This window comes from Enterobacter sp. RHBSTW-00318, assembly GCF_014101375.1.
Taxonomy (GTDB): domain Bacteria; phylum Pseudomonadota; class Gammaproteobacteria; order Enterobacterales; family Enterobacteriaceae; genus Enterobacter; species Enterobacter ludwigii.
This window is the reverse complement of sequence record NZ_JABXQH010000001.1, coordinates 4,420,571-4,435,455: the sequence shown is the minus strand read 5'-3', so window position 1 is coordinate 4,435,455 and position 14,885 is coordinate 4,420,571. Positions and strand designations below refer to the sequence as shown.

Here is a 14,885-nt window from a genome sequence, read left to right as displayed (position 1 = left end):
ATTAGCGGTCCACATCTGACATAACAAAATCGATACTACCCAGATACACAATCAGGTCGGAGACCAGACTGCCGCGGATGGCGGACGGGATCTGCTGCAGGTGCGCAAAGCTTGGTGTACGCACGCGGGTACGGTAGCTCATGGTGCTGCCGTCACTGGTCAGGTAGTAACTGTTAATACCCTTGGTCGCTTCAATCATCTGGAAGGATTCTTGCGCCGGCATGACCGGACCCCAGGAAACCTGCAGGAAGTGGGTGATCAGGGTTTCGATATGTTGCAGCGTGCGCTCTTTCGGCGGCGGCGTCGTCAGCGGGTGATCCGCCTTGAACGGGCCTTCCGGCATGTTGTTGAGGCACTGCTCAAGGATGCGCAGACTCTGGCGCAACTCTTCAACTTTCAGCATCACGCGGGTGTAGCAGTCGGAAACACCGCCGCCAACCGGGACTTCGAAGTCGAAGTTCTCATAGCCAGAGTAAGGACGGGCTTTACGCACGTCGAAATCAATACCGGTTGCGCGCAGACCCGCACCTGTCGTACCCCACTCCAGCGCTTCTTTCGCACCGTAGGCTGCAACGCCCTGGGAACGGCCTTTCAGGATGGTATTACGCAGTGCGGCTTTCTCGTAAGAAGCCAGACGTTTTGGCATCCAGTCGAGGAATTCACGCAGCAGACGCTCCCAGCCGCGCGGCAGATCGTGTGCCACACCGCCGATACGGAACCAGGCCGGGTGCATACGGAAACCGGTGATGGCTTCTACCAGATCGTAGATTTTCTGACGATCGGTAAAGGCAAAGAAGACCGGTGTCATCGCGCCAACGTCCTGAATGAACGTGGAGATATACAGCAGGTGGCTGTTGATACGGAACAGTTCGGAGAGCATCACGCGGATGACGTTAACGCGATCCGGTACGGTGATCCCTGCCAGTTTCTCAACGGCCAGCACGTATGGCATTTCGTTTACGCAACCGCCGAGGTACTCGATACGGTCGGTATACGGAATGTAGCTGTGCCAGGACTGACGCTCGCCCATCTTCTCAGCACCACGGTGGTGGTAACCGATGTCCGGTACGCAGTCGACAATCTCTTCGCCATCAAGCTGAAGAATAATACGGAAAGCACCGTGCGCAGAGGGGTGGTTTGGACCGAGGTTGAGGAACATGAAGTCCTCGTTTTCCGTCCCGCGTTTCATGCCCCAGTCTTCCGGCTTGAAGGTCAGCGCTTCCATCTCCAGATCCTGCTTGGCTTTCGTCAGCTCAAACGGGTCGAATTCAGTCGCACGTGCCGGGTAGTCTTTACGCAGCGGGTGGCCGGTCCACGTCTGCGGCATCATGATGCGCGTCAGATGCGGGTGGCCGTCGAAGGTCATCCCGAACATTTCCCAGGTTTCACGCTCATACCAGTTAGCGTTCGGGAAAAGTTTAGTGATCGTCGGCAGATGCATGTCGTTTTCAGACAATGCCACCTTGAGCATGATATCCGTATTACGGTCTATTGAGATCAGGTGGTAGAAAACGGAAAAATCCGCAGCAGGGAGACCCTGGCGGTGCGTACGCAGACGTTCATCCATGCCGTGTAAGTCAAACAGCATGACGTAAGGTTTTGGCAATTTCTTGAGGAAATCGACCACTTCCAGTAATTGCTCACGCTTCACCCAAACAACGGGTACCCCGGTGCGGGTCGCCTGAACAGTAAAGGCATCCGGCCCAAAACGGTTGCGCAGTTCGCCAATGACAGGGTCATCCAGATGATCCCGTGTTTGCCAGGCGGCTTCTTGCGCGGTTAAGTCGGTCATATTGTTCACCATTGCAAATGGTCCGTGGTGACTGTAGGGCGTGGCTTCGCGCTATTTGAGTAGTGATATGCGAAGGTTTACTCCATGCCCACAGGCGCAAATTAAATTTCGTCAGGCGTACGCAGATTGGTTACTGCAATACGTTCGCCGCGTTTACGCTCGCGCTCAGACTGCATGTTGGCGCGGTAAACACCCTGATCGCCAACCACCCAGGAGAGCGGACGACGTTCTTTACCGATAGACTCCTGCAGCAGCATCAGCGCCTGCATGTAAGCTTCCGGACGCGGCGGACAACCCGGGATGTAAACATCCACTGGAATAAACTTATCTACGCCCTGTACGACGGAATAAATGTCGTACATACCGCCAGAGTTTGCACATGCGCCCATGGAAATAACCCATTTTGGCTCCAGCATCTGGTCATACAGACGCTGAATAACAGGTGCCATCTTGGTAAAGCATGTACCTGCCACCACCATCAGGTCAGCCTGACGTGGGGAAGCACGCAGTACCTCTGCCCCAAAACGCGCAACGTCATGCACCGCAGTGAATGACGTCACCATTTCAACGTAGCAGCAAGAAAGGCCAAAGTTGTAAGGCCAGATGGAGTTCTTACGACCCCAGTTGACCATATCGTGCATGGCATGCTCGAGTTTGCCCATGTACACGCTTTTATTGACTTCTTGCTCCAGGGGGTCGGTTACGATCTCCTGTTTTTGCAGGGGGTAACGGTCATTCTCACCGTTAGGATCTATGCGGGTGAGCGTATAATCCATCTTATTGCCTCGCTGTTACTGCTGACGATTAGAGATACTGTTTTCCGGGTTGATGTGTTCACGACGTGAACGCGCAGGCGTCCAGTCAAGCGCGCCAATACGCACCAGATAAACCAGACCGGCCAGTAACACTAAAATGAAAATTGCGGCCTCGACAAAGCCCACCCAACCACTTTCGCGGATGGAAGTTGACCATGCGAAAAGGTAAAGCGCTTCCACGTCAAAGATGACGAAGAACATGGCTACCAGATAGAACTTGGCAGACAGGCGTAAGCGAGCGGAACCTACTGAATCAATACCTGATTCGAAAGGTGTGTTCTTGTGCCTTGCACGGGCGCGACCGCCCAGGAACCAGCCGCCGACTAACATCAGGCAGCACAGGCCAATGGCTACAATAAGAAAGATTGCGAATGCCCAGTGATGAGCGATGACTTCTGTGGATGTTGACATACTCATTGCTTACTCATCAAAAGTGATACCTACGACACTGCTCTTGCTGGCAGATGGGCATCACATCGATTCATGGGGAGGAACGAAAAACCTTACACTAACTGTCAGAAATGAGACGTAGACAGCAAAATGATGGGGTTTTTTACTCCTTTCTATAACCTTTTGTCAACTTTAACAAAGGTTTCTTCACATTAAATTACATCGAGCGATTCTCATTAACATTTGGTGCCCTTTAACCCTGGTGGGTACCTGAGTTTACGTCAAATGCATGTTGTTGAATCGTGTCCGTTTTGGAAGTAAAAAAAATAACCCTCCTATTTTGACAGGATTTGCCAACGATTCCTCCCCCCAAAGAGGAGTATTTTCTTGATCTGAGACACGCTTTTGTTAATTCACCCAAAAAACCAGCAACATATTTCCTGTTTTATTAACATCGGGGCGAACTGGAGGGAGACTGAACGGGAAACGCACAACATTTGAACAAAAGCATTTATCTCACTGATAAATAGACACTATCCTAAAAATCCACGCGGTGATCGCGGGTATTACTACCAAAAAAAAGCCACTGCAGGCGAAAATCGCGTGAGTGGCTTTTTTTTACATTTACAAATTGTTACCAGAATTTTGAGCTGTCGATCACTCAAAGTCCCCTTCAACGATCAGGGAATCATCCCCCCCTTCGGAGGTAACATGTTCGAACTGCCATGGATTATGGTAGTTTTCCATCGCCTCGAACACGACTTTCGCCAGTTCGTTATTGCTGGACGTATTGTGGCAGAGCAGATACTCCGTATCAGGCAAAGCAGGAAGACCATCTGATTTACCCAGTACGCGCAGATCCGGGCTCATCATTTCTACCGGACGGGCCGTTACCCCAAGCCCCGCTTTCACGGCAGCACGTACCGCTGGCAATGTGGAAGCCACATAAGCCAGACGCCATGGAATATTGGCCTCATTGAGCGCCGCCAGCACCATATCGCGGAACGGACTCGGATCATCCAGTAATACCAATGGAATTGGCTCACCTTTTTGCAGCACATATTCAGCAGCGCAATACCAATGGGTCGGAGACGTGCGCAACGTCAGGCAATTAAATTGCCCTGGACGGTGCGTGGTCACCACCAGATCGACCTTATTCTCATTTAACATCTCAATCATAAAAGCATTTCGTTTTACGCTAACGTCCAGCGCAAGCTTCGGATAAACCGAACTAATTCGATTGAGAAGAAATGGCAATATTGTGTCTGCTGACTCATCAGACGCACCTAACGTTAGCACCCCTTGCAGGTTGCTATACATTAATGACATACATGCTTCGTCATTAAAGCGAAGTATTTTCCTGGCATAACCCAGAAGCTGAATACCGTGTTCCGTTAAGAGCTTATTACGCCCGTGACGGGCAAAGAGCTCTTTACCAACCAGTTGTTCCAGCCGTTGCATTTGCTGGCTAACGGCGGACTGGGTTCGGCAAACGGCGGCAGCAGCAGCTGCAAAAGTGTTGAGATCGGCGACCGCAACAAACGTTCTCAGCAGATCGAGGTCGAGATTCATTATCGGACGATTTGCATTTATCATATCTTTTCACTTTCAGGTTGCTCGTGCGGAGCTGCCCGGGTTGAAGCTGTGTGTGTAACAGTTAAGCAATTCCCTCTGAAGGTTTTCCCTCGCATCCCGGCCCGGCAGACTGCCTGACAGATAGTTATTGTGCTGTTTTAATATCAACAGTCAGAAAGCACGTTTCATGACGTTATTTTTATTCTCTTAAACGTTCAGGATATTTAGATGTTTGCAGGTTTATGTAAATTCCATTAAGGGTGATACACCCTTTCTGCCATCTTTCTCGCAGTGCTGTCAACGTAGCAGGAGATGTTTAACCCATTCCGGCCAGAGATAACTCTAACAATAACAATCAATTAATTCAGAAAACCTGTTCCACAAATACAAAACATATGTATCTGTGCCCAGCTTTCCTGAAAGACATCTTAACCCAAATCCACTTTATTTATAAGTCTTATTGCAATATTGCGGATTTATGAGGGTTGTTAAGCTTCTCAACTAATTTTATTAAAATTAACTAAAGTTGCATTTTGTCGGTTAATAATAAATAAATTTTAATTTAGATTAAGGCCATTCATTAATAACACTTAACATTAATTTCACATGAGTAACTTTTAGCCAATGCACACTATTACAACGCCACGTAACGAAGCATTCAGGTTTTACGAAAGGTCACTCAGCGTAACTGCCACGCAGGTTGCGGATATTATTTATTTTTATCAGCACAATATACAACACTTATATTATTTAACAGCACAATAAACCTACTTTCACACCATTAACCTTACTTTACGTCAGTTAAATTGTTCGCTGATAGCGAAAAAGATTCACTCTATTTTCATTCACTCCACAAAATCTTCTCCTGCCCGCCCTTCAAAACGAAGCGAGGGGGGAGTACATTATTCCGTGCTGACTTCCACGGCAGGGAGTGGCAACAATCGCGAAAAGGTTAAAGGTTCATGTCCCCTATCGAAAAATCCAGCAAGCTAGATAACGTCTGTTACGACATCCGTGGCCCGGTTCTGAAAGAGGCTAAACGCCTTGAAGAAGAAGGCAATAAGGTTCTGAAACTCAACATTGGTAACCCTGCGCCATTTGGTTTTGAAGCGCCGGATGAGATTCTGGTTGATGTGATCCGCAACCTGCCCACTGCGCAAGGCTATTGCGATTCAAAAGGACTTTACTCCGCACGAAAAGCCATCATGCAGCACTACCAGGCGCGCGATATGCGTGATGTTACCGTTGAAGATATCTATATCGGCAACGGCGTCTCTGAGCTGATCGTGCAGGCCATGCAGGCGCTGCTGAACAGCGGCGACGAAATGCTGGTTCCCGCGCCGGATTATCCGCTGTGGACGGCGGCCGTATCCCTGTCCAGCGGTAAAGCCGTGCACTATCTTTGCGATGAGTCCTCTGACTGGTTCCCGGATCTCGATGATATTCGTGCGAAAATTACCCCACGCACGCGCGGCATCGTCATTATTAACCCGAACAACCCAACGGGCGCGGTCTACTCAAAAGAGCTGCTGATGGAGATCGTGGAGATCGCCCGCCAGCACAACCTGATCATCTTTGCCGACGAAATTTACGACAAGATCCTGTATGACGCGGCGCAGCACCACTCTATCGCCGCACTGGCTCCGGACCTGCTGACCGTGACTTTTAACGGCCTGTCTAAAACCTACCGTGTGGCCGGTTTCCGTCAGGGCTGGATGGTCTTAAACGGCCCGAAAAAACATGCGAAAGGCTATATTGAAGGGCTGGAAATGCTCGCCTCTATGCGTTTATGTGCCAACGTGCCGGCGCAGCATGCTATCCAGACCGCACTCGGCGGCTATCAGAGCATCAGCGAGTTTATCGTGCCGGGCGGGCGTTTATATGAGCAGCGTAACCGCGCGTGGGAGCTTATCAACGATATTCCAGGCGTCTCCTGCGTGAAGCCGAACGGCGCGCTCTACATGTTCCCGAAAATCGACGCGAAACGCTTTAATATTCATGACGACCAGAAGATGGTGCTCGATTTCCTGCTGCAGGAAAAAGTGCTGCTGGTGCAGGGTACCGCCTTTAACTGGCCGTGGCCGGATCACGTGCGTATCGTTACCCTGCCGCGTGAAGATGACCTCGAGATGGCCATCAGCCGCTTTGGACGTTTCCTCTCAGGTTACCACCAGTAATCTTAAAATCAGGCTACTTCGGTAGCCTGATTTGCATCTTGCCTCCCCTCCCCGCACAATGAAGTCTGTCGCAGTGAAGACAAAAGGTAACCTATGAGTCAGAGTCATTTCTTTGCCCACCTCTCCCGCCTTAAACTGATCAACCGCTGGCCGCTGATGCGCAATGTCCGCACCGAGAATGTGTCGGAGCACAGTCTGCAGGTTGCGATGGTCGCTCACGCTCTGGCTGCCATTAAAAACCGGAAATTCAACGGGCAGGTTAACGCTGAACGTATTGCCCTGCTGGCGATGTATCACGATGCCTCGGAAGTGCTGACCGGGGATTTACCGACACCCGTGAAATATTTCAACTCGCAGATAGCCCAGGAATATAAGGCCATTGAGAAGATTGCTCAGCAGAAACTGATCGACATGGTGCCGGACGAGCTGCGCGATATTTTTGAGCCGCTGATTGATGAGCATCAGTACACGGAAGAGGAAAAATTGCTGGTTAAGCAGGCGGATGCGCTATGCGCTTACCTGAAATGTCTGGAAGAGCTGTCCGCGGGGAATAACGAATTTCTGCTGGCGAAAACGCGTCTGGAAAAAACGCTGGAATCACGCCGCAGCGAAGAGATGGATTATTTCATGCAGGTGTTTGTGCCGAGCTTCCATTTGTCGCTGGACGAGATCAGTCAGGACTCCCCTCTCTGACGGTATGCCGGGTCGCGACATCGCCACCCGGCATCAGGGTTTAAAACGGGAACAGCACGGGAATCAGTATCACGCACACCACCATCACCAGCACGGTGAAGGGCACGCCTATCTTCACAAAATCACTGAATTTGTAATTTCCCGGGCCAAGCACCAGCGTATTGACCGGTGACGAGACCGGAGTCATAAACGCTGCAGATGCCGCCATAGCGACGATCATGGCAAACGGGTACGGCGAAACCCCCATTGATTTCGCCATCGCCAGTGCAATGGGTGCCATCAGGACTGCCGTGGCCGTATTGGAGATAAACAGGCCTATCGTGGCGCACATGATAAACAGGCAGACCAGCATCATGTAAGGCCCGTATCCACCGCCTGCGTCCATGAGTCCCTTGACGATCAAATCCACCCCACCGGTTTTTTGTAACGCCAGGGCAAAGGGCATCATCCCGACAATCAGAATGATGCTCGGCCAGTGAATGGCTTTGTAGGCGCTTTCGGCATCAATACAGCGGAATTTCCCCATCAGAAGACAGGCGATAATGGCCGCAATGGGGTTTGGAATTTCGTCAGTCAGCATCAGTGCGACCATCAACACCAGGCAAAAAATCGCATGCGGTGCCTGGCTGTGCGCCGGAGAAGCATCGCTCTCTTCAACCGGCATATTAAGTACCACAAAGTCGCGGCCTTTCTGCCCGAGCTGACCGATCAGTTTCCAGTTGCCGACGACCAGGAAGATATCACCGAGCAGGATAGGCTCATCCACTACCGCCCCTTCCATCGCCACGCCATCACGCTTTAAGCCCACCACGTTTAGCCCATAGCGGGTCCTGAAGCCGATTTCGCGCACGGTTTTACCCAGTAATTCTGATTCCGGGATCAGCGACACTTCGGCCATGCCGACATCCAGCGCCTGGTCTGAGAAATACTCCCCACGTAGCACCATGGGTTCCAGCAACTGTTCACTGCAAAACTCGCGCAAATCGACATCGGCGGTGGACATATCAATCAGCAAAACGTCGCGTGCACGGAATTCCGACACCCCGTTGACGTTAACAATCACCCGCCGAAAACGACGCCAGCGCTCTACGCCGATCACGTTCGCGCCATAGCGCTCGCGCAGCTTCAGGTCGTCAAGACGCTGGCCAATGAGGGGCGAGCCGGGGCGGATAGCCAGACGGCGCGCTCGCCCGGTCAGACGATACTCTTTGATCAGATCGCGGAAGGTCCGTCGTTTCCAGCCGTCTTTGCTTTTATCCTGTTTTTCCCCCTTCAGCGCAAAACGGGTTAACAGCATGTAGACTACACCCAGCACCAGAATCACCAGTCCAAGTGGGGTCACACTGAAAAAGCTAAAGCCTTCAAACCCTTCGCGGATTAGCTCACTGTTGACGACCAGGTTCGGTGGGGTCGCTACCAGCGTCATCATCCCGCTGATAAGACCGGCAAAGCTCAGAGGCATCATCAGGCGCGACGGCGAGGTTTGCATCCGCATGGAGACGCTCAGCACCACCGGGATAAAGATGGCGACGACGCCCGTGGAGCTCATAAACGCCCCCAGCCCGGCAACCGTCAGCATCAGGTAGATCAACATTTTGGTTTCGCTGTTGCCGGCCACCTTGACCAGCCACGACCCCATAATGGTCGCCACGCCGGTGCGCACCAGCCCGTCGCCAATAATAAACAGGGCGGCAATCAGGATAACGTTGGGATCACTAAATCCGGAGAAAGCCTCCGGCAGCGTGAGCGTACCGCTCAGCACAAAGGCAACGATGACAAACAAGGCGATGGCATCCATGCGCACCTTGCCTGAGGCAAAGAGAAGGATGGCGATTAAAAGCAGGCTCAGGACCCAAATCAGTTCACCGTTCACAACATATCCTTGTCAGTGGAGGAGACAAAATTTTGCCATAAAAAAGCCCCAACAATGTGGGGCTATATCATGGGATTACATTTTAAGCGAGACGGTTACAACTCCGTCCGGTGCCTTCGCAACGTTAATCGCCGTCAGCGTGTTAAGCACCAGATCCGCCTCGTTCAGGCGGGGTGAACCCGCCGGAACATTAACGGCGATGACGTGGCTTCCGGCGTTCAACCCCGCCAGGACGCCTGCTGCCGCATCCTCCACCACCACACAATCGGCTGGTGCCAGGCCAAGCAGTTCGGCACCGAGCAAAAAGGCATCCGGTTCAGGCTTGCCGCGCTTCACGCGCTCTGCCGTGATAAACACTTCGGGCGTCGGTAACCCTGCGGCCTTGTGGCGGGCATGGGCAACGGGCACCGAGCCGGAGGTGACGATCGCCCACGGGATTTGGGCTTCGTTCAGATGTTCAAGCAGTTCACGCGCCCCCGGCAGCGCTGTGATGCCATCCGTGTCGGTGGCTTCAATGTGCTCAAGATAGCTGAACTCCGCCTGAATCTCTTCCTCAGAACGTCCTGCTAAGAAGTGCCGCAATGAGGTTATGGCCTGTTTGCCATGGATAAAATTCAGTACTTCCTGATGGTCAATGCCATGTCTGTCCGCCCAATGGCACCATGAACGCTCCACAACCGGCAGCGAATCCACCAGCGTACCGTCCAAATCAAACAGAAAACCTCTACACTGCACAAGCACCTCCGTCAGGCATTAATAATTTGTTGAATCTCATTGTTACTTAAATGGTACTGGCGCGGGCAGGCGTGCCAGACGCTCAGCATGCGCTGATATTTTTCCCACATTGGGGTCTGCGCATTGAAGCCGTGCGTGCCCGCGTCAAAATGGGTATAGCGCCCTTCCGTGTTGACCATAAAACGCACATAGCTCAGATAACGCGCTTCCGTTGCGGCATCAAAGCCCAGGAAGGTGACGCGACGTTCATCAATGGACTGCTGATCTTTGAGATTGGTCCAGGAAACATGCAGGGCGTGATACATCTCCATAATGTCGATCACGGTGCGGCAGGTTTCTTCTTTCATCTCACCAAACTCGCGGTCCAGTTCACGCATCTGCAAACCAAAGCCACGTTCGACGATTGTCTGCAGGCGGCTGTAGCGCTCAGCGTTATCGGGATCAAGCATAGTCATCATTTTGTACTGGTTGGACAAAATCAGACGTTGAGCATGGGTCATTTCCATCTTTCGACTCCTGTAGCGCATTGCACTGTAAAAAAAAGACACGGTAACGGTGAGTTACTGTGCCTTCTTTTATTCGTCGTTTCGATGATCAATCACAAGTCATCGAGGAATGTTTTGTCGAGTTGCTTAAAAGCGCGCTTGAGCGTGTCGGCCAGCGCCTGGTAATCGGGCTTGCCTTCGACCGGGGCAAGCGCCTGCCCGGCTTCCTCCAGTTTCCCGCGAACTTCATAAAACCAGTGTAAAATAGAAGGCGGGAGTGGCGTGATAGAACGTTTACCTAACCACCACAGACCCTGCATCGGCAGACTTAACGCGAAAAGTGCCGTCGCAACGGCCGGGCCAAGCTGCCCGCCCAGCGCGATTTGCCAGCAGAGCGTAAAGATGGCGACAGGTGGCATAAAGCGAATCGCATAGCGCGTGGCGCGGATCGTGCGGTTCTCAATAAACATGGGCGCAAGGCGCTTTTCCATTGGCCACGTCTTTGCGTAATGCTGTCCCCGACGAAACAGACTGAAAAAATTCACGGACGGGTTCTCTGGTGTCGACATGGCTGTACCTCAACTTCACATATAAAAATTAAAATTTTCGTGCAAAACCACAACAGGCTATGACAACGTTCAAAATATTTTGTCATCAGCACCCCGTATCGGGTATTCTGTGCCAGCCTGATTGGCCCTTAGACGAGAACCATTAACTCGTCAAATTATCGCATATTATGCCATTGGCTGAAAAATGTTCAAAATGGCATAAAATCATATGTATTTCTTCCATCATGCCACAATGTTCGTTTGGCATGATGTTAATCATAAATGTCTGAGTCATTATGCGTTACGCTTTTAGACTCCCTGACGTTTTTTTAGCCACGTATCAATAATAGGTACTTCCATGTCGAGTAAGTTAGTACTGGTTCTGAACTGCGGTAGCTCCTCACTGAAATTCGCCATCATCGATGCGCTCAACGGTGACGAATACCTCTCTGGTTTGGCCGAATGTTTCCATCTGCCTGAAGCACGTATCAAGTGGAAGATGGACGGCAGCAAACAGGAAGCGGCTTTAGGTGCAGGCGCCGCTCACAGTGAAGCGCTGAACTTTATCGTTAACACTATTCTGGCACAAAAACCAGAACTGTCTGCTCAGCTGACTGCGATTGGTCACCGTATCGTCCACGGCGGCGAAAAATACACCAGTTCCGTCGTTATCGACGAAACGGTTATCCAGGGCATTAAAGACTCTGCCTCTTTCGCACCGCTGCACAACCCAGCTCACCTGATCGGTATCGCTGAAGCGCTGAAATCCTTCCCGCAGCTGAAAGACAAAAACGTGGCTGTGTTCGACACTGCGTTCCACCAGACCATGCCGGAAGAATCTTACCTCTATGCCCTGCCGTACAGCCTCTACAAAGAGCACGGCGTTCGTCGCTACGGCGCGCACGGCACCAGCCACTTCTATGTGACTCAGGAAGCCGCTAAAGTGCTGAACAAGCCGGTTGAAGAAGTTAACATCATCACCTGCCACCTGGGCAACGGTGGTTCTGTTTCTGCTATCCGCAACGGTAAATGTGTTGATACATCCATGGGTCTGACCCCGCTGGAAGGTCTGGTGATGGGTACCCGCTCCGGTGACATCGACCCGGCTATCATCTTCCACCTGCACGACACCCTGGGCATGAGCGTTGATCAGATCAACAAAATGCTGACCAAAGAGTCTGGCCTGCTGGGTCTGACCGAAGTCACCAGCGACTGCCGTTATGTTGAAGACAACTACGCAGAAAAAGCAGACGCTAAACGTGCAATGGACGTTTACTGCCACCGTCTGGCGAAGTACATCGGCTCTTACACTGCGCTGATGGACGGTCGTCTGGACGCGGTTATCTTCACCGGTGGTATCGGTGAGAACGCGGCAATGGTTCGTGAACTGTCCCTGGGTAAACTGGGCGTTCTGGGCTTCGAAGTTGACCACGAGCGTAACCTGGCTGCCCGCTTCGGCAAGTCTGGCTTCATCAACAAAGAAGGCACCCGTCCGGCTATCGTTATCCCAACTAACGAAGAGCTGGTCATCGCGCAAGACGCGCACCGCCTGACTGCCTGATTCCACACCGCCAGCAATGCTGGCGGTGCTGTTTTGTAGCCCGCCCCCTGTCGGCGGTAACGAAAGAGGATAAACCGTGTCCCGTACTATTATGCTGATCCCTACCGGAACCAGCGTCGGTCTGACCAGCGTCAGCCTTGGCGTTATCCGTGCTATGGAACGCAAAGGCGTTCGTCTGAGCGTCTTTAAGCCTATCGCCCAGCCTCGTGCCGGTGGCGATGCGCCAGACCAGACCACCACCATCGTGCGTAAGAACTCCAATCTGCCAGCGGCTGAACCGCTGAAGATGAGCCACGTTGAATCTCTGCTGTCCAGCAACCAGAAAGACGTGCTGATGGAAGAGATCATCGCCAACTACCACGCTAACACGCAAGACGCGGAAGTGGTGCTGGTTGAAGGCCTGGTCCCGACCCGCAAACACCAGTTCGCTCAGTCTCTGAACTTCGAAATCGCGAAAACGCTGAATGCGGAAATCGTGTTCGTCATGTCCCAGGGTACCGATAACCAGGAACAGCTGAAAGAGCGTATCGAACTGACCCGCAGCAGCTTCGGCGGCGCGAAAAATACCAACATCACTGGCGTTATCGTTAACAAACTGAACGCACCGGTTGATGAACAAGGTCGTACCCGTCCTGACCTGTCCGAAATCTTCGATGACTCTTCTAAAGCGAAAGTGGTTAAAGTTGATCCGGCAACTCTGCAGGATTCCAGCCCGCTGCCAGTACTGGGCGTGGTGCCATGGAGCTTCGACCTGATTGCTACCCGTGCAATCGACATGGCGCGTCACCTGAACGCTACCGTGATTAACGAAGGCGACATCAACACCCGCCGCGTGAAGTCTGTGACCTTCTGTGCGCGTAGCATTCCGCACATGCTGGAACACTTCCGCGCAGGCTCCCTGCTCGTGACCTCCGCTGACCGTCCTGACGTGCTGGTTGCTGCGTGCCTGGCCGCGATGAACGGTGTGGAAATCGGCGCCATTCTGCTGACCGGTGCTTACGAGATGGATCCACGCGTAAGCAAGCTGTGCGAGCGTGCGTTCGCCACTGGCCTGCCAGTCTTTATGGTGAACACCAACACCTGGCAGACCTCTCTGAGCCTGCAGAGCTTCAACCTGGAAGTGCCGGTTGATGACCATGAGCGTATCGAGAAAGTGCAGGAATACGTTGCGGGCTACATCAACGCAGACTGGATTGAATCCCTGACGGCGACCTCCGAGCGCAGCCGTCGTCTGTCTCCTCCGGCCTTCCGTTACCAGTTGACCGAGCTGGCGCGTAAAGCGGGCAAACGTGTTGTTCTGCCAGAAGGCGACGAACCACGTACCGTTAAAGCGGCTGCCATCTGTGCAGAGCGCGGCATCGCGACCTGTGTGCTGCTGGGTAACCCGGATGAAATTAACCGCGTTGCTGCCTCTCAGGGCGTTGAGCTGGGTGCAGGTATTGAAATCGTCGACCCGGAAGTGGTTCGCGAAAGCTACGTTGCACGTCTGGTTGAGCTGCGTAAGAGCAAGGGCATGACCGAAGCCGTTGCGCGTGAGCAGCTTGAAGACAACGTTGTGCTGGGCACGCTGATGCTGGAGCAGGACGAAGTTGACGGTCTGGTTTCCGGTGCGGTTCACACCACGGCGAACACCATTCGTCCACCGCTGCAGCTGATCAAAACGGCGCCAGGCAGTTCTCTGGTGTCTTCCGTGTTCTTCATGCTGCTGCCTGAACAGGTTTACGTTTACGGTGACTGTGCGATCAACCCGGATCCAACTGCAGAGCAGCTGGCTGAGATCGCTATTCAGTCTGCCGATTCCGCGATTGCCTTCGGTATTGAACCTCGCGTGGCAATGCTCTCCTACTCCACCGGTACTTCTGGTGCAGGTAGCGATGTAGAGAAAGTCCGTGAAGCGACACGTCTGGCGCAGGAAAAACGTCCTGACCTGATGATCGACGGTCCACTGCAGTATGATGCTGCGGTTATGGCTGACGTTGCGAAATCCAAAGCACCGAACTCACCGGTTGCGGGTCGCGCTACCGTGTTCATCTTCCCGGATCTGAACACCGGTAACACCACCTACAAAGCGGTACAGCGTTCTGCAGACCTGATCTCCATCGGGCCAATGCTGCAGGGTATGCGCAAACCTGTGAACGACCTGTCCCGTGGCGCGCTGGTTGACGATATCGTCTACACCATCGCTCTGACCGCGATCCAGTCTTCACAACAGCAGTAATACGTTACTGACTAAAAAGGCGA

At 52.5% G+C, this 14,885-nt stretch carries 12 protein-coding genes; 4 read left to right on the top strand and 8 right to left on the bottom strand.

The features are described from left to right. Position 1: 1 nt before the first annotated feature. The 4 genes from nuoC to lrhA all read right to left on the bottom strand — a co-directional run bounded on the left by nuoC (position 2) and on the right by lrhA (position 4,593). Positions 2-1,804 carry an NADH-quinone oxidoreductase subunit C/D gene (nuoC, locus tag HV157_RS21845; RefSeq protein ID WP_014170999.1) on the bottom strand — a complete coding sequence of 601 codons (1,803 nt, stop codon included), beginning with the start codon at positions 1,802-1,804 and terminating at the stop codon, positions 2-4. Between the two features lie 89 nt (positions 1,805-1,893). Further along, on the bottom strand, positions 1,894-2,568 hold the full coding sequence (gene nuoB / locus HV157_RS21840; protein WP_003861482.1) for an NADH-quinone oxidoreductase subunit NuoB: 675 nt from the start codon (positions 2,566-2,568) through the stop codon (positions 1,894-1,896). A 15-nt stretch (positions 2,569-2,583) separates the two neighbouring features. Next, positions 2,584-3,024: an NADH-quinone oxidoreductase subunit NuoA gene (gene nuoA, locus HV157_RS21835; RefSeq protein WP_014171000.1), complete on the bottom strand. Its 441-nt coding sequence runs from the start codon at positions 3,022-3,024 to the stop codon at positions 2,584-2,586. A gap of 630 nt (positions 3,025-3,654) precedes the next feature. Beyond that, complete coding sequence (gene lrhA, locus HV157_RS21830) at positions 3,655-4,593, bottom strand: transcriptional regulator LrhA (RefSeq protein ID WP_025203584.1); 939 nt, start codon at positions 4,591-4,593, stop codon at positions 3,655-3,657. A 941-nt stretch (positions 4,594-5,534) separates the two neighbouring features. Here lrhA and alaA point away from each other — a divergent pair. Beyond that, the gene (gene alaA, locus HV157_RS21825; protein WP_014171002.1) at positions 5,535-6,749 is read left to right on the top strand and encodes an alanine transaminase AlaA; all 1,215 of its coding nucleotides are present in this window, start codon (positions 5,535-5,537) and stop codon (positions 6,747-6,749) included. A 93-nt stretch (positions 6,750-6,842) separates the two neighbouring features. Continuing rightward, a complete protein-coding gene (gene yfbR, locus HV157_RS21820) occupies positions 6,843-7,442 on the top strand; it encodes a 5'-deoxynucleotidase (RefSeq protein ID WP_014171003.1) in 600 nt (199 codons plus the stop codon). 40 nt (positions 7,443-7,482) lie between these two features. On the opposite strand, the gene HV157_RS21815 is transcribed toward yfbR, so the two are convergent. The 4 genes from HV157_RS21815 to yfbV form a co-directional block, all read right to left on the bottom strand. Continuing rightward, positions 7,483-9,315, bottom strand: a complete 1,833-nt coding sequence (locus tag HV157_RS21815; protein WP_014171004.1) for an SLC13 family permease — start codon at positions 9,313-9,315, stop codon at positions 7,483-7,485. Between the two features lie 75 nt (positions 9,316-9,390). Further along, positions 9,391-10,050 carry a sugar phosphatase gene (locus tag HV157_RS21810; RefSeq protein WP_047356572.1) on the bottom strand — a complete coding sequence of 220 codons (660 nt, stop codon included), beginning with the start codon at positions 10,048-10,050 and terminating at the stop codon, positions 9,391-9,393. A gap of 11 nt (positions 10,051-10,061) precedes the next feature. Further along, positions 10,062-10,556, bottom strand: a complete 495-nt coding sequence (locus tag HV157_RS21805; protein ID WP_020883140.1) for a YfbU family protein — start codon at positions 10,554-10,556, stop codon at positions 10,062-10,064. A 92-nt stretch (positions 10,557-10,648) separates the two neighbouring features. Continuing rightward, the gene (gene yfbV, locus HV157_RS21800; RefSeq protein WP_008502875.1) at positions 10,649-11,104 is read right to left on the bottom strand and encodes a terminus macrodomain insulation protein YfbV; all 456 of its coding nucleotides are present in this window, start codon (positions 11,102-11,104) and stop codon (positions 10,649-10,651) included. Between the two features lie 337 nt (positions 11,105-11,441). On the opposite strand from yfbV, the gene ackA reads away from it, so the two are divergent. Together ackA and pta are read left to right on the top strand one after the other, a co-directional pair. Next, positions 11,442-12,644, top strand: a complete 1,203-nt coding sequence (ackA, locus tag HV157_RS21795; RefSeq protein ID WP_040018038.1) for an acetate kinase — start codon at positions 11,442-11,444, stop codon at positions 12,642-12,644. 76 nt (positions 12,645-12,720) lie between these two features. Further along, positions 12,721-14,862: a phosphate acetyltransferase gene (gene pta / locus HV157_RS21790; protein ID WP_014171009.1), complete on the top strand. Its 2,142-nt coding sequence runs from the start codon at positions 12,721-12,723 to the stop codon at positions 14,860-14,862. The last annotated feature ends 23 nt before the right edge of the window (positions 14,863-14,885 follow it).

What these genes read in the sequence shown, in the direction of transcription:
- nuoC (WP_014170999.1), bottom strand. Translation starts at nt 1,804, where the DNA reads ATGGTGAACAATATGACCGACTTAACCGCGCAAGAAGCCGCCTGGCAA.
- nuoB (WP_003861482.1), bottom strand. Translation starts at nt 2,568, where the DNA reads ATGGATTATACGCTCACCCGCATAGATCCTAACGGTGAGAATGACCGT.
- nuoA (WP_014171000.1), bottom strand. Translation starts at nt 3,024, where the DNA reads ATGAGTATGTCAACATCCACAGAAGTCATCGCTCATCACTGGGCATTC.
- lrhA (WP_025203584.1), bottom strand. Translation starts at nt 4,593, where the DNA reads ATGATAAATGCAAATCGTCCGATAATGAATCTCGACCTCGATCTGCTG.
- alaA (WP_014171002.1), top strand. Translation starts at nt 5,535, where the DNA reads ATGTCCCCTATCGAAAAATCCAGCAAGCTAGATAACGTCTGTTACGAC.
- yfbR (WP_014171003.1), top strand. Translation starts at nt 6,843, where the DNA reads ATGAGTCAGAGTCATTTCTTTGCCCACCTCTCCCGCCTTAAACTGATC.
- HV157_RS21805 (WP_020883140.1), bottom strand. Translation starts at nt 10,556, where the DNA reads ATGGAAATGACCCATGCTCAACGTCTGATTTTGTCCAACCAGTACAAA.
- yfbV (WP_008502875.1), bottom strand. Translation starts at nt 11,104, where the DNA reads ATGTCGACACCAGAGAACCCGTCCGTGAATTTTTTCAGTCTGTTTCGT.
- ackA (WP_040018038.1), top strand. Translation starts at nt 11,442, where the DNA reads ATGTCGAGTAAGTTAGTACTGGTTCTGAACTGCGGTAGCTCCTCACTG.